The 19,935-nt window shown below is 66.5% G+C and carries 16 protein-coding genes and 1 pseudogene; 7 read left to right on the top strand and 10 right to left on the bottom strand.

All coding sequences use genetic code 11. The annotated features are described in order from the left end of the window. Nucleotides 1–4 precede the first annotated feature (4 nt). The 7 genes from J7U46_RS13860 to J7U46_RS13830 form a co-directional block, all read right to left on the bottom strand. Nucleotides 5–715 carry a Crp/Fnr family transcriptional regulator gene (locus J7U46_RS13860; protein WP_282826761.1) on the bottom strand — a complete coding sequence of 237 codons (711 nt, stop codon included), beginning with the start codon at nt 713–715 and terminating at the stop codon, nt 5–7. Nucleotides 716–844: 129 nt separating this feature from the next. After that, nucleotides 845–1,549, bottom strand: coding sequence for a Crp/Fnr family transcriptional regulator (locus J7U46_RS13855; protein ID WP_282826759.1), 705 nt, complete (start codon nt 1,547–1,549; stop codon nt 845–847). A 78-nt stretch (nt 1,550–1,627) separates the two neighbouring features. Next, entirely contained in the window at nt 1,628–3,445 is a 1,818-nt protein-coding gene (locus tag J7U46_RS13850; protein WP_282826757.1) for a VWA domain-containing protein, read from the bottom strand. A 3-nt stretch (nt 3,446–3,448) separates the two neighbouring features. Then, nucleotides 3,449–4,390, bottom strand: coding sequence for a 4Fe-4S binding protein (locus J7U46_RS13845; protein ID WP_282826755.1), 942 nt, complete (start codon nt 4,388–4,390; stop codon nt 3,449–3,451). A gap of 1 nt (nt 4,391) precedes the next feature. Next, on the bottom strand, nt 4,392–5,198 hold the full coding sequence (locus J7U46_RS13840) for a CbbQ/NirQ/NorQ/GpvN family protein (protein WP_282826753.1): 807 nt from the start codon (nt 5,196–5,198) through the stop codon (nt 4,392–4,394). Between the two features lie 11 nt (nt 5,199–5,209). Next, nucleotides 5,210–6,631, bottom strand: coding sequence for a cbb3-type cytochrome c oxidase subunit I (locus tag J7U46_RS13835; RefSeq protein WP_282826752.1), 1,422 nt, complete (start codon nt 6,629–6,631; stop codon nt 5,210–5,212). 6 nt (nt 6,632–6,637) lie between these two features. Next, entirely contained in the window at nt 6,638–7,063 is a 426-nt protein-coding gene (locus tag J7U46_RS13830; protein WP_282826750.1) for a cytochrome c, read from the bottom strand. Nucleotides 7,064–7,319: 256 nt separating this feature from the next. Here J7U46_RS13830 and J7U46_RS13825 point away from each other — a divergent pair, with 256 nt between their 5' ends. Next, nucleotides 7,320–8,504, top strand: a complete 1,185-nt coding sequence (locus J7U46_RS13825) for a cyclopropane-fatty-acyl-phospholipid synthase family protein (RefSeq protein WP_282826748.1) — start codon at nt 7,320–7,322, stop codon at nt 8,502–8,504. On the opposite strand, the gene J7U46_RS13820 is transcribed toward J7U46_RS13825, so the two are convergent. The 3 genes from J7U46_RS13820 to J7U46_RS13810 are packed head-to-tail and all read right to left on the bottom strand — an operon-like array spanning nt 8,427 to nt 11,476. Beyond that, a complete protein-coding gene (locus J7U46_RS13820; RefSeq protein WP_282826746.1) occupies nt 8,427–9,734 on the bottom strand; it encodes a hypothetical protein in 1,308 nt (435 codons plus the stop codon). The genes J7U46_RS13825 and J7U46_RS13820 overlap by 78 nt on opposite strands. A 6-nt stretch (nt 9,735–9,740) precedes the next feature. Then, nucleotides 9,741–10,721: an ATP-dependent Clp protease proteolytic subunit gene (locus tag J7U46_RS13815; protein WP_282826743.1), complete on the bottom strand. Its 981-nt coding sequence runs from the start codon at nt 10,719–10,721 to the stop codon at nt 9,741–9,743. 5 nt (nt 10,722–10,726) lie between these two features. Further along, a complete protein-coding gene (locus J7U46_RS13810; protein WP_282826741.1) occupies nt 10,727–11,476 on the bottom strand; it encodes a hypothetical protein in 750 nt (249 codons plus the stop codon). A gap of 202 nt (nt 11,477–11,678) precedes the next feature. Here J7U46_RS13810 and J7U46_RS13805 point away from each other — a divergent pair, with 202 nt between their 5' ends. The 6 genes and pseudogenes from J7U46_RS13805 to J7U46_RS13780 all read left to right on the top strand — a co-directional run bounded on the left by J7U46_RS13805 (nt 11,679) and on the right by J7U46_RS13780 (nt 19,798). Next, a complete protein-coding gene (locus J7U46_RS13805) occupies nt 11,679–12,296 on the top strand; it encodes a helix-turn-helix transcriptional regulator (protein ID WP_282826739.1) in 618 nt (205 codons plus the stop codon). 47 nt (nt 12,297–12,343) lie between these two features. Continuing rightward, on the top strand, nt 12,344–14,158 hold the full coding sequence (locus J7U46_RS13800; RefSeq protein WP_282826737.1) for a DUF1720 domain-containing protein: 1,815 nt from the start codon (nt 12,344–12,346) through the stop codon (nt 14,156–14,158). 339 nt (nt 14,159–14,497) lie between these two features. After that, nucleotides 14,498–15,033, top strand: a pseudogene (locus J7U46_RS13795) (transposase); the annotation flags it as partial. Nucleotides 15,034–15,189: 156 nt separating this feature from the next. After that, nucleotides 15,190–15,843: an RNA polymerase sigma factor gene (locus tag J7U46_RS13790; protein WP_282826736.1), complete on the top strand. Its 654-nt coding sequence runs from the start codon at nt 15,190–15,192 to the stop codon at nt 15,841–15,843. After that, a complete protein-coding gene (locus J7U46_RS13785; protein WP_282826735.1) occupies nt 15,840–16,478 on the top strand; it encodes a hypothetical protein in 639 nt (212 codons plus the stop codon). The genes J7U46_RS13790 and J7U46_RS13785 overlap by 4 nt, the downstream gene beginning before the upstream one ends. After that, nucleotides 16,475–19,798, top strand: a complete 3,324-nt coding sequence (locus J7U46_RS13780; RefSeq protein WP_282826733.1) for a CHAT domain-containing protein — start codon at nt 16,475–16,477, stop codon at nt 19,796–19,798. The genes J7U46_RS13785 and J7U46_RS13780 overlap by 4 nt, the downstream gene beginning before the upstream one ends. Nucleotides 19,799–19,935 lie beyond the last annotated feature (137 nt).

Below are 19,935 nucleotides of genomic sequence, written 5' to 3'. Positions count from 1 at the left end.
AGGCTCAGGCCGCGGCCTGCGAGTAATGGGCCAGCTGGCGGGGGTCGAAGATGTGGATGTTGCGCTTGTCCACCGCGATCAGCCGCGCCTCCTCCAGCTCGCGCAACACCCGCGAGAAGTACTCGGGCGTCAGGGACAGGCGTGCCGCGATGGCCGCCTTGCTGACCGGCAGCGAAACGGTCAGCGGCTTGGCTGCTGTCGTGCAGGGCGCCGTGGCGCCCTGCCGGTCGAGCAGGTAGCTCACCACGCGGCGCAGGCCGCTGTCGAGGCAGTAGGACTCGACGTCCTGCTGCAGGCTCTGGATGCGCTGGGAAGCGCCGGCCAGCAGGCGCAGCGCGAAGGCCGGATGCTGCAGCACCAGCGCGGTGACTGCCGCCCGCGGCACGCGCACCAGCAGCGAAGGCACCAGCACCTGGGCATTCAGCCGATGGCAGCGCTCATTGAAGATCAGCATCTCGCCCAGCGTCTGCCCCGGACCGACCAGCTCCAGCACCTTCTCCGCGCCGCTGCGCGCCACCGAATAGACCTTCAGATGGCCGGTGACGACCACATGGAAGGCGTCGCAGGCATCGCCAGCCGAAAACAGCATGGCGCCGCGCTCCAGGCGCTCCAGGCTGCAACCTTCGCTCGCGATGCGATCGCGCTCGGCGTCCGGCAACTCGGTGAACAGCGGCAGCAGCGCCAGATAGCGAGGCAGGTCAAAGAAGGACTGCATTTGAAATTCTCCCTGGCGTGCATTGAGGCGCGATTCTTCTCACCGGGGAGGCCTCCGAGTTGAGCCTGATCAACTCCGGCAGCGACCTAGTTCTTTCGAACTAGGTGGTGCTAGGCAGGATGGCGTAGCTCAGGCCGGCGTCGACGGGTAGCGCTCCAGGCGCCGCACGTCGAGGATGCGGATGTCGCGCCGGTCCACCTCGATCAGGCCCGCCGCTTCGAGCTCATGCAGCACTCGCGAGAAGTACTCGGGCGTGAGGCTCAGGCGCGAGGCCACCGTGGCCTTGCTGACGGGCAGCGAGACGGTCAGCATGTCGCCGCTGACGCAGTCCTCCGCCTGCTGGTCGCGCAGCAGGTAGCCGATCACCCGCTGCATGCCGCTGTGCAGGGCATAGGCCTCGACGTCGTGCACCAGGCCATGCAGGCGGCGAGAGATGCCGGCCAGCATGCGCATGGCGAAACGCGGGTCCTGCTCGATCTCGGCCACCACGGCGGCCTTGCCCACACTCAGCACCAGGCTGTCGGTGAGCGCCTGCGCATTGATGATGTAGGGCTTGTCGGTGAACATCAGCGCCTCGGCGAAGCTGTGGCCGGGGCCGGCCAGCTCGATCACCTTCTCCTGTCCGGCCGGCGAGATCGCGAACAGCTTGATCTGGCCCAGCACCGTGACATGGAACTCCTCGCAAGGCTCGCCGACGCGGAACACCAGGTCGCCCCGGGCCAGCCGGCGCATGCTGCAGCCCTGTGCCAGTCGCCCCAGCTCGGCGGGGCTCAGGTCGCTGAACAGCGGCAGGACTGACAGGTAGCGCGGCACATCGAACGCTCGCATGTCCATGGGGGGCTCCTCGGCAAAGACGCCGCATTGTGGAGAGCCCGCCGCCCGGCGCGCTTGACCCGTGTCAATGGATCTGGATCAAGCCGCCCGCGTCAGCTGCGCATAGACCGCGGCCAGGCGCTGCGGCAGCTCGGTCGGGCGCTGCACCTGGCCGTAGCCCTGGCGCCCGAACAGGTGCGGCAGGTAGTCGTGTGCCTGCTCGTCGATGCTGAGGCAGAACGGCAGCAGGCCGGCCTCGCGCGCCTCCTGCACCGCCCGGCGGGTGTCCTCGATGCCCCAGCGGCCCTCGTACACATCGAGGTCGTTGGGCTTGCCGTCGGTCAGTATCAGCAGCAGGCGTTGCCGCTCGGGCCGCTCGGCGAGCCGCAGCGTGGCAGCGCGGATGGCCGCGCCCATGCGCGTGTAGTAGCCCGGCTTGACCGCACCGACACGCGCCTGGCTGCGCCCATCCCAGGGCTCGTCGAAGCCCTTGAGGTGCTGCAGGCGCACGTTCTTGCGCCGCACCGAGGAGAAGCCCAGCATCTCGAAGGCATCGCCACAGCCGTCCAGCGCCTCGCCGAACACATAGAGCGCCTCGCGGATCACGTCGATCACGCGGGCGTCGTTGTTGACATGCGCATCGGTGGAGAGCGAGAGATCGGCCAGCAGCAAGGTGGCCAGGCTGCGCTCGCCACGCTGGCGGCGCGCGAACACCGGCGGGTCGCCCGCGGTCTCGCTGTGGGCCGCCGTCGCATGGCGAACCCAGGCATCGAGGTCGATGCTCTCGCCGTCGGCACAGCCGCGCTGCCAGCGGGGCGCGGCGCGCAGCAGCTCGAGCTGGCGGCGCGTGCGCCGCGCGGTGGCACGCAGGGCCGCGCCTGGGCGATAGGCTGCGGTGCCAGGTCTTGCCACCAGGGTCTGCACCGCGCAATGGTCCGGCAGCAGGCAGCGGCGCTTCCAGTCCCATTCGGGCAGGCTGAAGGCGGCGCTGAGCGGCTGGTCGTCGACGCTGGCGCTGGGCAGGTCGAGGTCGAACTTGATGCGCGAGGCGCCAGCGCGGCCGTCGCGGCTGAGGGTCAGCGCCTCCATGTCGTCGGCCGCGGCCAGGGCATTGCCGTCGTCCTCGTCGTCCTCGCCCCGGTCCAGCGAGACATGCTCGCTCCAGCTCAGGATGGACTCGACCTTGCTGGCCAAGAGCAGCGGCGCGCGCTCTTGACCGCTCTTCTGCGCGTCTCGGGTGCGGCGCCGGGTGGCGCTTGCAGGCGCGCGGGCGCCGGCCGTGGCTCCCTCGCCGTCGGCACGTGACGCGCCGGGCACACGTGCCGGCAGCGCCTCCAGCCAGACCCACACCGGTGCCACCGCGTCGCAACGTGGCGTCGCACCCGCAGCCGCCTCGCCTTGCAGGGCCGCCTGCACCGCCGCTTCGTCCAGCGCTGCGACGCCATGCAGGCCCTGCGGCCGCAGGGCCAGTTGCGCCGCCAGCAGGCGTTGCCAGCGCGGCAGCAGGCCCGGGCATTGCGCCAGCAGGCGCTGCGTGGCCGCCTGGTTGTCAGCGAGCCAGCCCTCGGCCGGCTCGAACACGGCCGCCAGCGCGGCCAGCCACAGATAGAGGTCGCGGTTCAGCGCGCGCTCGTTGAACACGGCGATGCGCGGCGGCAGGGCCAGGGTGTCGGGGTCCAGCTGCGCCCGCTGCACGCGCTGACCCGCGCCGGCCAGGCGCTGCAGCCAGTCGCGTGGCCCTCCGCTGCGCGAGGCCGAGGCTGGCACCAGGCGCACGCCAGGCAGCCCGCCGGCCGCGCGGAACAGCAGGCCGGCGGCCCGTTCGACCTCAGCCAGCTCCACTGCCTCCTCCACATGGCTGCGGTCGGCCACGCGGGTGATGAATCGGTGCCAGCGCTCGCCCACCCACTCTTCCATGTGTCAGTCCTTGTGCGCCTTGTGGCGCAGCGTCTCGCGGACCGCGTCCAGGCCCACGGTCCATTGCAGATTGGGGGTATTGCCGGCGTGCGTGCTTTCGCATTCGGTCAGGCACTGGCCGCATTGCACGCAGGAAAACATCATCCGCTTGATGTTGCGCGGATGCAGGCGCATCGGGCAGGCCGTGTCGCAGGCGCTGCCGCCGGGCGCCTGCGCGGTGCTGCAGTCGCGGCACTCGCGCGCACGGTGCCGGTCGAAGGCCACGACCAGGGCCCGCGGGTTGGCCATCCAGGCCAGGCTCTGGAACAGGCCCACCGCGCAGCCGAAGCGGCAGAACAGGTGGCGGGCCAGCAGCAGTTCCAGCGTGAAGGCGCCACCGGCAATGAAGATGAATCGCGCCTCGCCCGCGCTCAGGCTGGCGCCGAGCAGGTGCGACCACACGCGCGCCGGCGGCAGCAGGTAGGTCAGCAGCGTGATGGACCAGAGGAAGCCGAAGAACAGGCAGCTCAGCAGGAACAGCGGCCACCAGCGGCGCTGCGCGGTCTGGCCGGCGCGCAGGCTGGTCTGGCGGTCCCACAGGCTGAAGCGGCCGCTGGCCCGGTGCAGCAGGCTGTTCAGGCCCTCGACCAGCGAGAAATGCGGGCACAGCCAGCCGCAATAGACGCGGCCATAGCGCCAGGCCACGGCCAGGAAGGCCGCTACGAACAGGAGCGCAGGCAGGATGCCGCGCAGGATCAGCGAGAGCGCCGCCTCCGTGGGGCTGACCTGGTGCTGCTGCAGCGCCGTGATGCCGAGGCTCCAGCGCATGCCCAGCATCCACAGCTGGGTTTCGCTCAGATCGAAGCGGAACAGGTTCAGCGCGGGCGCCAGCAGGAACAGCGCGAAGAAGCCGAGTTGAGTGGCGCGGCGCAGTTGCTGCCGGCGCGCCATCGGGAGCGGGCTCATCTCAGTTGCCGAGGACGGCCTCCAGCACCTCGTGCAGGGCCGCCACGGTCTCCGGGTCGTCGGTCAGCGCGTCGACGATGGCCGCCTGGGCGGCCCGCCGCAAAGGCATGCCGGCCACGGCCAGGCGTGCCGCCATCACCAGCAGCCGGGTGCTGGCGCTCTCTTCCAGATCCTGCTCGGTGAGCCGGCGCAGCGCCTCGGCCAGGCGCACCAGCCGCGCCGCAGTCTCGGCCGTGCAGCCGCTCTCGGCAGCGACGATGGCGCGCTCGACCTCGGGCGCCGGGTACGCGAGGCTCAGCGCCACGAACCGCTGACGCGTGCTCGGCTTCAGGCCCTTGAGCAGGTTCTGGTAGCCCGGGTTGTAGCTGATCACCAGCATGAAACCCGGTGCGGCCGGGATCAGCTCGCCGGTGCGCTCCAGCGGCAGCATGCGCCGGTCGTCGGCCAGCGGATGCAGCACCACGGTCGTGTCCTTGCGGGCCTCGACCACCTCGTCGAGGTAGCAGATCGCGCCCTCGCGCACCGCGCGGGTCAGCGGGCCGTCGCACCAGCGGGTGTCGCCGCCGGCGATCAGGTGGCGGCCGACCAGGTCGGCGGCGCTCAGGTCGTCATGGCAGCTGACCGTGATCAGCGGCCGGCCGAGGCGTGCCGCCATGTGCTCCACCAGCCGCGTCTTGCCGCAGCCAGTGGGGCCCTTGATCAGCAGCGGCAGCCGGGCCGCGTGGGCCTGGGCAAACAGCGCGCATTCGTCCGCCTGCTCGGCATAGAAGGGCGTGGCGGCCAGGCTGCGGGCGCTCTGCATTTCCATTGCTGCGCTCCTCAGGCTGCCTGCAGGCGGCCCGTCGGGGCTTCGCCTTCATCGGCGCCCGCGCCGATGAAGAAGCTCGCCAGGTAGGTCAGCAGGCCGGACAGGAACATCACGCCACCGCCTATACGCACCCAGTAGAAGAAGCGCAGCTGATCCTGGGTGGCCATGAAGCTCAGCGCGCCCTCGGTGGGCATGCGTTGCAGCCAGACCTGCAGGATGCCGGCGCCGGTCAGGGCCAGCACCATCACGCCCATGCCTATGGTCATGATCCAGAAGCTCCACATCTCGAAGCTCTGGGCCCGGCGCGAGTTGGCCTCGCGGCCGCGCAGGATGGGCATGGCATAGCTGATCATGGCGATCACCACGAGCACATAGGCACCGTAGAAGGCCAGGTGGCCGTGGGCTGCCGTGACCTGCGTGCCGTGCGTGTAGTAGTTGACCGGGCTCAGCGTGTGGATGAAGCCCCACAGGCCGGCACCGAGGAAGCCCATCACCGCGCAACCCACGGCCCACAGCACGGCCGCCTGGTTGGGATGCTCGCGCTTGCGCCGCTGCACCATGTTGAACGCGAACAGCGTCATCATGAAGAAGGGCACAGGTTCCAGCGCGCTGAACACGCTGCCCACCCACTGCCAGTAGCCCGGCAGGCCGATGAAGAAGAAGTGATGGCCGGTGCCCAGGATGCCGGTGACCAGGGCCATGGTGATGATCAGGTAGAGCCACTTGTCGATCACCTCGCGGTCCACGCCGGTGGTCTTGATCAGCACGAAGGCCAGCAGGCCGCCGAGGATCAGCTCCCAGGTGCCTTCCACCCAGAGGTGGACCACGAACCACCAGTACATCTTGTCGCGCACCAGATTGCTCGGGTTGACGAAGCTGAACAGGAACATCAGCGCCAGGCCCCACAGGCCCATCAACAGCACGAGGGTGATGGCGGTCTTGCGGCCCTTGAGCACCGTCATGCTGATGTTGAACAGGAAGGCCAGGGCCACGACCACGATGCCGAGCTTGGTGGGCAGCGGCTGCTCGAGGAACTCGCGGCCCATGGTGGCCAGCAGGTCATTGCCGGTGGCCGAGGCCAGCGTGGCGTACGGCACCAGCAGGTAGCCGAGGATGGTGGCGGCGCCGGCCGCCAGGAAGATCCAGAACAGCGCTACCGCGAGCTTCGGGCTCCACAGCTCGGTCTCGGCCTCCTCGGGCACCAGGTAGTAGGCCGAGCCCATGAAGCCCATCAGCAGCCAGACGATCAGCAGGTTCGTGTGAACCATGCGGGCGATGTTGAAGGGCACGAAGGGGAAGGCGAGATCGCCGATCAGGTACTGCAGGCCGAGCAGCACGCCGAACACGATCTGGCCCACGAAGAGCGCCAGCGCGCCGGTGAAGTACAGCCGTGCGACCGACTGCGACTTGAACTTGAGTGTTGCGGGTTTCATCTGGTTTCAGCCCTCGATGTTGGGAGGCCACTGCTCGGTGTCGACCCCATTGGTCCACTTGAGGAACTGGACCAGGTCGTCGAGCTGCTGCTCGTTGAGGTGGAACTGCGGCATCTGGCGCCGGCCCGGTGCACCGGTGGGCTGGGCCTGCATCCACGCCTTGATGAAGTCGGGACCACGGCGCTTGTAGACGTTGCCCAGTTCCGGCGCGAAGTAGGCGCCCTCCCCCAGCAGCGTGTGGCAGCCGATGCAGTTGCGGGTTTCCCAGATGTGCTTGCCGCGCACCACGGCCGGCGTGATCTCGGCCGCCTTGCTGCGCGCTGGAATCTTCTTCTCGGTATCCAGGATCAGCACGGCGAACAGCAGCACGAAGAACAGGGAGCCTCCGTAGAAGATGTTGCGTGCCATCTGGCTGGTGAAGCCACGGGCCATGACAGTCCTTTCGAACAGACTTGTTTCAGATGGCGAGAGCCTAGGGATTGGGCCCCGGGATTTCCTTGAACCTGGATAAGAAAGTCGCCGTTAGACCGGGTCAGCGGCCGTGCTGGCCGAGGTGCGGCCCCGGTCGGCCGGCAAAACACCCTGCCCCGGCGGCCCCCTGATCCAAGGCCGCGGCGCCTGCGTATCGGTCACGTCAAGCTAACGCCCGCGGCCCCTTCACTGGCCGGAGGCCTACCCGGAGATCTGCATGCAAAGCGCCATCACCCTGATCGATAAAGGCCGCCTGCCCGACGGCATCACGCGGCTGGGCATCCGGCAGTTGCTGCGCGAGCGGCTGGCAGAGGTGGCCAGCGGTGATGCGGTCGCCGTTGCGGAGCAGACCCAGGCCTTCCTGCAGCGCATGCGCGAGAGCCCGCTGGCCCTGCTGCCCGAGAAGGCCAACGAGCAGCACTACGAACTGCCGGCCGCCTTCTTTGCGGCGGTGCTGGGGCCGCATCGCAAGTACAGCAGCGGCTGGTGGCCTTCGGACGTGGACACGCTGGAAGCCTCCGAGGTCGCCGCCCTGGCCGAGACCTGCAAGCGGGCCGGCCTGCAGGATGGCCAGGAGGTGCTGGAGCTGGGCTGCGGCTGGGGTTCGCTGACCCTGTGGATGGCCGAGCGCTACCCGAACAGCCGCATCACCGCCCTGTCCAACTCCCACTCGCAGCGCGCCTTCATCGAAGAGCAGTTGCGGCAGCGAAAGCTGGCCAACGTCCGGGTGATCACGCAGGACTTCAATGCTTTCACCACCGAGGCGCAGTTCGACCGCATCGTCTCCATCGAGATGTTCGAGCATCTGCGCAACTGGCCGCGCGCCTTTGCGCAGATTGCGACCTGGCTGCGGCCCGAGGGGCGTTTCTTCATGCATGTGTTCGCCCATCGCGAGGCGCCCTACCCCTTCGTCGAGAAGGACGCCAGCGACTGGATGAGCCGCTACTTCTTCTCCGGCGGCATGATGCCCAGCGACGACCTGGCCCTGCAATGCCAGGACGACCTGCACCTCGTGCAGCGCTGGCGCTGGGATGGCACGCATTACCAGCGCACCGCCGAAGCCTGGCTCAAGCGCATGGACGCGCAGCGCAGCACGCTGATGCACGCTGACGCGGACAATGGTGCGCTTGAGGATGCTCGGTTCAAACTGCCAGCCCAGGACGCGAAAAATCAGGTCCGAGAGCAGGCTGAGGTCGTCCACGCGCTGCTTGAGCAGCAGGGCCAACGGCAGGGCCAGGAGCACCAGTTGCCAGGATGGGCGCCGCGCTGGGCGCAAAGAACGGGCGTTCTGATTCATGGGCTGGATTTCCATAGGATCGAGTCACTATCGGCAGGCGCTGCGCAGCAGGCTGAGCGGCTCATTGACAGGGGCGTTGCCAGGCGCCGCCGCGGGCTGCTCTAGCTTGCGTATCAGCGCCTGGGTTGCAGACCGCAACTCCTGCCGACGCCCGGCTTCCGCAAAGTTGGCGCGGCATTCGGCGCGCAGCAGCTCGTTGCGCTGCTTGAGCAGAGCAGGTTGCAACTGTTGCTCCTTCTGCCAGCTCTCCTGCGAAAGCCGCAGCTGGGCGCGCGTGTCCTGAGTGCAGGAGGCAAAAGCATCCAGCAGGGGCTCGTACAGGCGACGCAGCGTGCCGCTAGCCTTGGCCGCTTTGACCTCTTCGTCGGCCGTGCTGGTCAGGGCCAGCGCCGAAACGCTGGCTGGCAGCGGCAATGCCAGGCGATAGTCGGCCTGCGTGATGGCCGCATCGAACTTGCGCAACAGCACGGCCAGCTGCTGAGCCTGGCGCAAGCGTTGAGCAGCCAACTGTCCCGCCGCCGATGGGCCACTCTCGGCCTGGAAATCACGTTCCATCGCGGCCGCAAGCTCGATGGCGCTCGTCGGCAACTGCTCCTGGCTGAGAAGGCGAACGAGGCGGTAGCTGCAATCACGCTGAGCAGTCTCCATCTGCTTCGCAGGTTCGACCACACTGCGCGGCGGCCGGCCGTCCGCCGCAGGGACGTAGCTCAGCAGTTCGCATTGCTGGGCCTGGTTGACGCCTCGCTGCTGCATCCAGGCGGCGTGCTCGCCATCGGCGGTATCCAGGCGCCCCAGGATTTGCTGAGCACGTTCACGCTCGCGCTTGTCTGCGGCCTGTTGACTCGCTGCGCCGGCGCTGCGAGCCCAGGCAGCATGCTGAAAGGTGTCGGTGGCCCCTTCGCCACCGCCGGCACGCAGCGGCAGTGCCGCGCGCCCATCAACGCGCAGGCGAAGGCAGACCGGGCCACTGGGCACCCGCCTCAGCGTCGGCGCAAGTTCGATCTGCACCGCGTTCTGGCCGTTGCGAAGCTGTACCGCACCGACCGCGTCGCCGGTCACCGGACCGCTTGCGCTCGGGTACTCGGCAACGACGTCGAGCCGAGTGCCGGGACGCAGCGCGCGGTTGACGAGCGAATCGGGCGTCCATTCCAGCCACAGACCTGACGGACGGGCATCGAGACGCAGGCCAGGCAGCGGCTGCCCCCGGTCAGGCGTTTGACTGGCGCAGCCACCGAGCAGCGTCAGCAGTACCGCCAGCCTCAACACTTGGGCCGGCTTGCTCATCCGGGCCAGCATCGGCCGGTCAGCAAAGGCAGAACGGTTGCGAGTAGTCATGCGAACTCATTGAGGCGTGAAGTTGTGATAGCCGAGCTGCTCCAGCTGGTGCGGCTCGAGCGGGCAAAGATCCTGGATGCGGCAGTTCAAACCGGCGCGGAAGATCTTCAGGGCCTCCTCGGCGCCGACCCCAAGCGAGGCGCGCTCTCGCCACAGGCCGTCGTAAATCGCGCTCATGGCGCCCAGCTCGACCTGGGTAAAGATCTCCTGCAGCGCGACCAGGCCACGTGCCTGGATATCGGCCAGATCCTCGCTGAAGCGCCGCGCCGGGCTTGCACCGTCGTAAAGCGCAGGCAGCGCCCGCGCGGCAAGCTGACGATAGGCGGCCGCCTGCGGCAGCCCTTCGATCATGGTCTGGTAGTAGCTGATCAGCTCGGTCGAGGCATTCACCTCGGTGTTCCACTTGTACTGGGCCAGCTGCTTCAACTGCTCCGGCTCCTGTTTCAGGATCTCGACAGCCTCCCCCCATGTCATGAGCTTGCCCCCGACCGTGCCGAAACCCGTATTGGCGCTGATCCGCATCACGCCCGACTTGGCGTGCACGATGAAGATGGCCTGCTGATCGACGGTGCGGTTGTATCCACCCAGCATCAGGATCGTGCAGGCGCTGATACAGACAACGCCACGCTTTGCCGGTACCCGCACGTGGGCGCGCAGGCGGCGAAGGGTTTGGCCGATCTCGAGCGCTTCGGCAACGCTGCCGCCGGGCGAGTTGACCCAGACTTCGTCGTAAGCCCGCTCCTGGCGAAGGCCACGCTGCACCTGGCTGGCGCTGTCTGCGCCCACGCCGCCGTAAAGCCACAGCACCCGACGTCCCTGGACGCGTGCGAAGCAGTACTGCATCGGGGGATCCACGCCCCTCGACTCGGGCAACCTGTAGGGGGGAGGATCACTGGGGCAGTCCTCGGCGCGCGTCTGAGCCAGCCCTGACGCGCTCGCACCCATCAGGACCAGCAAGGCGCACAGCCGCAAAAGCAGGCCTGCCATGGGGATCAGCCCAGCTGAATCGTGGGCGTGTACTCTTTCTCTCCCGGCTTCTTGCACACCGGCACCTGGGCGGTTTCCTCGCCCTGGTTCGAGCGAATCACGTCGCGGCGAATGCCGCAGCTCCGGCCATTGGCACTCACCTGAACATCGGTCAACTCGGTCGATCCGCTGGCGTCAGGCGCGCTCCATTGGACCTTGTTGCTGGCACCTTGCTGGGCTTCATACCAAGCCTGGTTCTGGGCCTGGCGAGCCTTTTCCGACAGATTGGCCAGCACCTTGGAGGCCAGATTGACGCCGATGGTGCAGCCGAGCAATGCAAAGCCGACCACATAGCTGCGTTGCTTCAACTCCTTGTCCTTGGCCGACATCGGCTTGGTCTTGGCCTCCCATTCGACGAGCCGATTAGCAATCTTCGCGCCGCCAAAGGCGACCGCGCCGCACACCGCCACCTTGATGGCGGCATCCCCCCAACTGGAGCCTGTTGCGGGCGGTGCTTCGGCAGGCGCGCCACCGGCCGCCGGGGCAGGCGTCGCAGGCTGAACACGGGGCCGCGCCGGCGCCGTGCCGACCGAGGGGCCGCGCTGATCCTGAACCGCGGGCGCGGGCGGCGCCGACTCCGGCAAGACCTTCTGCATCTGGCCGCAGCCGGCAATCAGCTGCAATGACAGGCCACAGAGCAGCCAGCGGCTGCCCAGGCCGATGCCGTGCCGGGATGGCTTGCGCCCCGGGACGCGAGAGGTGAGATGCAGGGTCATGGTGCGGTTCCTGTGAGTTCAACACCCGCCACGTCCAGTGCCTGAACAGGTAGCGGCCTCAGGGAAGACGCTGCGAATCAGCAGCTGTCAGGCTCGCGACGGAAATTTCTTCGCCGAGGCAACCGGGGCCTGACAACGGGACATCCGCTGCGTCTGTCTTGCAACGCCTCCGGGTGAGGACCCATGACCATAAAGGACTGCGATGCCCGAACCGAGCGCGCCTGCCCGGCCACAGATCCTCCTGAACTCGCAGCGGCAGGTACGCGCCATGAACCGCGCGGCCCGCGCTTGGCTGAGCCTGCATGCCGACCTGCTGCGCCTGCGCGACGGGCGCCTGCGGCTGCTCGCCGATCCGCCAGCGCTGGAGCGGCGGTTGGAGGCCGCGGCAGCCGGCGAAACCACGGTGCTGTTTCTGCGCCAGCCAGCCGATCGCCACGCACCCAGCCTGCGCATCGAGCCGGTCCAACTCGATGGTGCCGCCGCCACACGACTGCTCCTCTGGGATCCTCTGGAGGCCTGGCCGGACGCCGGTCTGTTGCAGCAGCTCTTTGGCCTGACGCCAACCGAGGCCAAGGTCGCTGCGGCGCTCGCCATGGGCCACAGCAGCCGGGAGCTGGCTCTGGACATGGCGGTGCAGGTCAACACCGTCCAGGCCCATGTCAAGCATCTGCTAATCAAGAGTGGCGCCCGGCGGCAAGCGCAGCTGGTTTCGCTGATCCTGCGCAGCGCGGCCATGCGCATGAGCCCTGCTGAAGAGGCCTCAGGGCGGAGGTCGCCTTGTAGTTCGCTCGCCCGCACTCACGGGCCGGTGCAGGCCTGAACCCGAAAACCCCTCTTTACCCATCTGCCTTCACTGGAACTTCTGCCATGCATCGAAAACTTTGGAAATCAGGCTTGCTGCTCGGTTCGTTGAGTCTGCTGTCTGCCTGCTCAGCGCCCCAGATTCAGAGCGCGATTCAACAGGCGATTGGCGGCAATCAACCTGGCGCCACGGCCCCAACCCGCGTCGGACCAGGCATGCAACCCATGATCATGCCGCAACGCACTGGCGTACCACCCGGCCTGCAATCCGGTGGCCGCGGACCCGAGACAGCTGAGAACTTCGAGCACGGCCGCTACAGCGGTCCGCCGCGTTTTATTACTCCGTTTCACCACGTCCTGGGGAATTCTGATTTTGATAGCAAAAGCAGTCAGGTGGAGTGGGTGTTGTCAAAAGAGCCCCCTTACATTTCTTCTACCCATGTCAAAGGGGCAAACCCGCGCCCCTACCTTTTTCCTGTTATCCACTGCCGCTACGAAAACACGAAATTGAGCAAGAGTGAGGGGGGGCGATCTCAAACAATTCAATTTTGGAGCAAGTCCCTTCCCGAATTAAACGCCGATGAACTGAACAATCGCAATGGCCCAAAAAGTGTTGTCACTGCTGACATTGCCGTCGACTATTGCCCACCTACACTTATGGCGGCAATTGAAATGATTTGGGGCGTGGGCGCGCTTGCCGAAGAAACCAAGCGACGGGAGGATGTGCGCATACAAAGAGAAAAGAGTGACGCTGAGTGGGAGGCCAAAAAGAAAGCAGATCGACTTGCCGCCAAGGAAAAATGGAAGGCTGACGCGATGACTATGCCAGCAACGAGCCTCGCTGAGGATCAACTTCTGGTTAGAGAGATAGAGAGCGCTATACGGCAATTAGAGCCTGATGCTGGGGACTTGTTTGTCAGAGATTTCAACAAGATGCTCAGCGGAAGCCTTGGGGGCAAAATTGAACGTCTTGCGCGGATAGCTTACTTGAAATCGAAAAATCTCAATACCAAGGGATTTAATCGAAAAGACTTTGACGCCTGGGATAATAATCTTGGGGGCCGAGCTTTACTGTCGATCCATCGCCTGGAGAAAATTGCCTACTATCGCGAACATCGACGAGTGAAATTAGACGAAGTGAAGACTCGAGATGCTGGCGCCTATGAGCGAGTAACTTGGGAGTGGAGGAATCTAGACTTCGCTCGGTTCAACACAACTAGGTCTGTCTTGGAGGAGGTTTTCTGGAAAAACCTAGAAGGTCAACCACTTTTGAACGCCGCATTTTTAAAGAAAGTTGCAGACGATCTGGCTAAATTGCGTCCAACTGGGGATCCTGGGCGACCTTACTATCGTTATGTCCCTCCTGAGAAGAAGCCGAGTTGGTCTATGACACCCGAAGAACAAGAAGAGCAAGACAAAGGAAAGTTCATGGAGAGCATGGTCGGGTTAGCCGCCGGCACCATGGATTTGATGCGACTCATCGACAAAATTGACGCCGATGTTCGTAATGCAAGGAAGAACTTCTGGGCTTGTTATGCGGAGAATTGCAAAGACGCCGGCATGGCCTTCTATGCCTTCTCCAAAGCTTTGACGGCCAAAGAAGCATGGCTCATCTATCAACCAGTGACCAATCACCGCATCGTGCAAAAGGGCATGACGTTTCTTGGCACAAAAAACATAGATGGCGGTATTTTTAGCGGGTGCGAGAGCGAGCGTTATGCCGTGGAGGCTGACTTGGCCCCTGCATATCAGATGAGCAATAACTTGAATTCAATGGAGGCGGCAAAGATTATGAAAGCGTCGATGCAGTCAAAGGCTTATGCTCAATTCCAGGCATGCAGAGATCGCATTGAATATTTGTACCGACCACGCCTTCCTTGAGTATCAAGACCCGGCAGATTCTTCACCCGTATGAAAAATCCAAAATCGGGGTCAATTCTTAAATGTTCAGCTGGTGAATCGGACTGAGCGGCCGAGAAGGCTTGTGCGGGCAGGTCTTCTTTGCCAAACAGACAATCAAGTCGCAACGGCGTTAACTTGAAGAAGAGTCTGCGCGAGGCGGCGGCAATATTCAGGACTTCAAACGCCTGAATGCAATTTACTGACGCAATTCACTGGGGGAGCCCACTTGCTCGAGTTTGTCGAGCGCCAGGGAAGCTCTGCATAGACCCCACACGAGCCTGCTGCCGAGCAAGCTGAACAGCTGAGGCGAATCCGGCCATCGTGCAGACGAGTTTGAGATTCGAGCCATCGAGCGAGCACGCGCGGCGGCGCGCGTTCCTCGAAGAGAAGGGCCGCCTGGTGCCATGGTCGGTGCGGGTCGCGTTGATCAGCGCCTCCAAGCCCGAGGGTCGGCGTGGCCTATCGCCGTTTGCGGTGGAAGTGAAGCCGCGAATTCACTTCATACGGCAATGGTTTCACAGGAGCGGCCCAACAATGGAAGAGTCGCTGCGCGACATCGCACCGTTCCGAGGCTTCTCGGGCCTGGGTGACTGGGATGAGCAAATGCCGGACGGGACGACCGCCCTGCGCTTTCGACGCGTGCTGGAGAAGCACAAGCGGGGCTCAAGATGCTTGAGATGATCAACGATCTGCTGCGCTCCCAGGGCCAGATGCAGCGAGCGGGCACGGTGGTATACGCCACGCTGACCGCCGCACCAAAATCGACCAAGAACGCTGACGGCGAGCGCCCGCCGGAAACGAAACAGCGCAAGAAGGTCCGCCAGTGGTATTTCGGCATGACGGCTCAAATGGGCGGGATGGCGGGCGTGAGTACGCCCGCAAAGCCGTGCGATTGGCGCACTCAATCGACGCGGTACTAACCCTGACGGTCCATGCAAATTTCAGCATTTCACGCGGCAGCCGGCCACAGCCCTATAGGATGGCGGCCGTTCCTGCAACGACCTGCCACCATGCTTCTGTCAGCACAGTCTTTTCAGCAAGCCTGCCGCGAAGGCGGCCGGCAGATTGAGCGCTGGCTGCGGGTGGTCGACCGCGAGCATGGCGCTCGTTTCTATCGAGAAGCGGCAGCGGCGCTGCGCTGCTGGCAAGCCGCCGAGGATGTAGTGCAGGAAGCCATGATCAAGGTCTGGCAGCGCTGTGCCAGCTTCCACGGCCCCGGAGAGCCGGTGGCCTGGATTCATCAGATCGTCCGTCACACCCTGCTTGATGCGCTGCGCCAGCGCAAGTCGCAGGCGCCGCGTGAAGAGGCATTGACCGACGACACCGGTGGGTTGACCGCTCAGGTGCAGCAGGTGCTCCTTGAACTTTCGAGCAACAGCGTCGCCACGCCCGAAATGCAGCTGAGCGAACGTCAGATCGAAGCCGTTTTCCAGCGATGTTTTGAGCTCTTTGCCGAGGCCCATCCGGAACATGCCATGGTGCTGCGCTGGGTGGTCGAGGAGGGCCTGGACAACGCCGAGATCGCCGCGCTGCTCGAACGCAGCCCGGGCGCCACCCGCGAGTTCATCTCGCAGTGCCGCAAGAAGTCGCGTCCGTTCTTGCAGCCCTGGTACCAGTTGCAGCATCAACGGACCCCTTTGGCCAGCGTGGAGACCGCCGCGTGAGGAACGAGGCCGACGACGACCAGGACTGGCTGGACCTGATGGCCGGCCGCCCCGCGCCCGGGGCCGACGACATCACCCGCACGCAAGCCGAGGCGCTTCGCGCGGCTGTGCTGACACAGCGGTTGAGCGCACCGGCTGGTGCGCCGGCCGCCGCCGATCAGCGCGCCGAACGCCTGCTGCAGCGCGCCCGCGCCGCCGGGGTGCTGGAAGACCGCCTCGCCGACGTCGCACGACCGGCACGGGCCGCCAATCGATGGCCTTATGCCATGGCCGCCAGCGTGGCCGTCATCGGCCTGTTGCTGGTCATGCAGCAACAGGGGCCGGGAGACGGCAGCCCCGCCGGCATGCGGGACCCCGCGCCTGAACATGAACAGATGCGCGGCGCCGTGCTGCAGCAGCGGCTCTCCAGCCAGCCGCTGCTGGACCGTCAAGCCCTGTTGGACCGCCTGCGTGCCGCCGGCTTCGAGGCCCAGCCCTATGAGCGCCTGGGGCGGCTTGGCATTGACGTCGAACTGCCGGTGCCGTTGCCGGCAGCGCGCGCAGCGGCCTTGAAGCAGCTTGGCCTGCAGCCGGTGACAGGTCCGAGCCTGCAGATTGAAATCCTGTCTACCGCCCCCCAGCCTGCCCACCCATGAGCCCGACCCGCCCCAGCAAGCCATACCGCGCTCCCACAATCACCACGGCCCGCTTGCTGCTCTCGGGCGCAATGCTGGCCGTTGCAGCGCACTCGGCGGCAGCGGCCGGTACGGCAGCCTTGCTGGAACAGGCTTGTGCTGGCGTGCCACAGGCGCCAGCGGCAAAGCTGGATCTCGAGCAGTTGGGTCAACGCATTGCCGACGGGCAGACCCAGCGCGGCGCGGCCGGACTGGACGATGCCTGCCTGGGCTGGCGGCAGCTGCAACAGCAGACCCCAGCCGCCGCGCCACTGCTGCTGACCGACTGGGAAGCCAAGGTGGCTGCATCCCTGGTCTGGCTGGGCCGCTCGGCTGAAGCCGAGCCCCTGCTCGAGCAGGCCTACCAGCGGTACCAAGCCGCCGGCCCCGGCCAGGCGGGGAAAAGCAGCATGGTTGCCGGCATGCTGGCCGTCATCTGGATCCAGCGCTCCCAGGTCGAGACAGCCGCCCAATGGTCACAGCGGGCGGTCGACGCCGCCGCCCAGCCTGACGCGGGCCTGTCGCGCCAAGAGATCCTTCATCTCCGCCTCAACCATGGCGGCCTGTTGTCACGGCTGCGCCGCTTCGAGGAAGCCCAGACCCTGCTCAACGGCTTGCTCGAGGAGTGCCTGGCCCAGCCCGACAGCCTGGCTGCAGAGGCCGCTGCCGCGCTGAATGCCCTGGCCAACATTGCCCGCCGCCAGTCCCAGTTGGAAACAGCCCTGTCCTACACCGAGCGTGAGATCGATCTGCGCCAGCGACAGGTGCAGCAAGACCCAATCAACCTGGCAAACGCCCGGCACAACCGTGGCCTGCTGCTGATGAATTTGGCCCGCTTTGACGAGGCGGAACAGGGCTTGCTGCAAGCCCTGCAGCAAGCAAACGAGGCGCAGAAGAGCGGCGCGGTCGACCTGTTCGGGCACCAAGCCTCGGTGCGCGAAACCCTGTCCGGCTTGTTGCTGGCCCGCGGCCGGGCCGGTGAAGCTCTGAAGGTGGCGCAGGACGCGGTGGCTGCGCTGGCCGGCCGGGCTGAGGCCAGCACGGCCCGCGGCGCCCGGCCGTTGCGCCGCCAGGCCGAGGCTCAGCTGGCCCTCGGCCAGATCGGGCCGGGCGTGGCCAGCTTCCGCAAGGCGCTGGCACTGCTGGCCACCAGCAAGGGGGCCCCCGAGGCCGATACCGCGCAAGCAGTTCGGCTGGGCTACACCCTGGCCATGATCGAGCTGGGTGACCTTGAGGAAGCCGCCGCCACGCTGCAGGTGGTGGCCTCGGACAAACGTCCGCGCAGCGCGGATGAGCAAGCACGCTTCCTGACACTGCAAGCCAGCCTCTCACAGCGTCGCGGCGACAACCCCGCAGCCGCCAAGGCCTGGCTGGCCGCCGACCAGGCCCTCGCGCCCTCGCTGCCAGCAGAACATCCCGACCGCCGCCTTCTCCAGGTGCAAGCCTGCGAGCTGCAGGCGGCGGAGTGCCCTGCTACCAATGGGGGCAATGGGGGCAATTTCACGCTCTTGCCGCACCACGAGGCGCTGATGCAGCTGGCGCTGGCGCGCCGCGCCCGCCATGCCGGCCAGGCAAGCGCCGCCGAGAGCGCGGCGCAGAGTGCCGTGGCTGCGGCTTTCGCGTCCGGACAGCCACGTCTGCAATGGCAGGCCCTGGCCCTGTGGGCCGACGTCCGCGCTGACGCCGGGGAACTGGGCCGTGCGATCTTCCTGGGCAAGCTGGCCCTGGACCGGCTGCAGCAGCAGCGCGAACAGGTGCAAGCCCTGGGCAGCCTGGCCGACGCCCGCTATCTGGCAGACAAGGCACCGCTTTACCGCCGTGTGGCCGACTGGCTGCTGCAGGCCCAGCGCATGCCTGAGGCGCTGGAGGTGATGCGCCTGCTCAAGCGCCAGGAACAGGCCGATTTCAATGAGCGCGGCCTGGACGGAACGGCGGGCGACGGCTTGCTCAGTCTGACGGCCTCGGAACGCGCCGCCAGGCAGCGCATTGACACCGTGCTGGGGTTGAACGCTGCCAAGGCGGCCGAACTGCGCCAGCTCAGCGAGCGGGCCGCTGCCCAGCGCATCACCGCCGAGGAACGTGCCCGACTCCAGCAGTTGCAGCAAGGCACCGGCAACGTCGCGCTGCTGAACGAGCTGCTCGCCGGCCTGCAAGCGCAGAGCCCGGCAGTCCCGCGCGTCCGGGCTGACCAGGCCAGCCGCGCATTGACCGCACCCGCAGGCCAGCTCCACGTCCACACCTTGGTCGGCGAAGACCGACTCAGCCTGCTGCTGGTCGGGCGCGGCGGCAGCGAGATCGTGCAGTTGGACATCACGGCGCTGGAACTGGCCCGCCAGGTGGCTGAACTGCGCGACCAACTGCTCTCACGGAGCGCACCCCCGACGCCGGCGGCGAACGGCACCCAGGCTCACGCCCTGTACCAACGCCTCGGCCGGCTGGTCGACCGTGCAGCTCGCAAGCACCAGGCCGGCCAGATCGTCATCTGGCTGGACGGACCGCTGCGCTATCTGCAGCCCGGCCTGCTGCAAGACGGCTCGCAGTACCTGGCCAGTCGCTACCGTTGGCTGGTGGCTGGTGGGCTGGCGCCTGCGACCGCCCATCAAAAAGCCCAGGGGCAGCGAACGGCTGGCCTGCCGCAAATCACCGCCTTTGGCGTCACCCAATCCTTGCAAGGCCTGCCGGCCCTGCCCGCTGTGGCGGAGGAACTGTGTGACATCGTCGATGGCCCGGTGCTGGGCCTAGACGCCCAGGCGCAACCCAGCCGATGCGCTGAGCATTCGCGGGGTCAGGGTCCCATGCCCGGCGAAGCGCGCCTGAACGCGATGTTCACCGAACCCGCGCTGAGCCGCGCGACTGCAGGCCTGCGGTCGGGCGATCTGCTGCACATTGGCACCCACTTCGTGCTGAGGCCTGGCAGCGTGGCCAAATCCTGGCTGCTCCTGGGCGACGGCCAGCGCCTGGCGCTGGAGCGCCTGCGCAGCATCGAGCTCGGACGACCGAGCCTCGTGACCCTGTCGGCCTGTGAAACCGGCGTCCTGGACGCAGCCCTTGGCGATGGCCGCGAGGTCGATGGCTTGGCGGCCACCCTCCTCGACCGCGGCGCCAGCCAAGTCCTGGCCAGCCTCTGGCGGGTGGATGACCGGGCAACCGCACGCTTCATGCAGCGCTTCTATGCTGCCTATGCGCTTCAGCGCGGCGATGCCAGCGCCGCCTTGCAAACGGCACAGAAGAAGGCCATGGCGGAAGGCACGCCGCCACGCGACTGGGCCGCATTTGTTCTGCTGGCACGACTCGGCAGCTAGCGCCCTAGGCCCTGCACCACGGGCTGTGGCAGCGGCTGCACCGATGCAGCCGGGGACGATCAGGCACGGTGGCGCCACGGCAGGCCGACAAGAACAGGCCTGCTGCCTGATCCAATCAGGCAGGCCCTGCGTATCAG

Source organism: Pelomonas sp. V22, from assembly GCF_030014915.1.
Taxonomy (GTDB): domain Bacteria; phylum Pseudomonadota; class Gammaproteobacteria; order Burkholderiales; family Burkholderiaceae_C; genus JAUASW01.
This window is presented reverse-complemented; position numbering and strand designations above follow the sequence as displayed.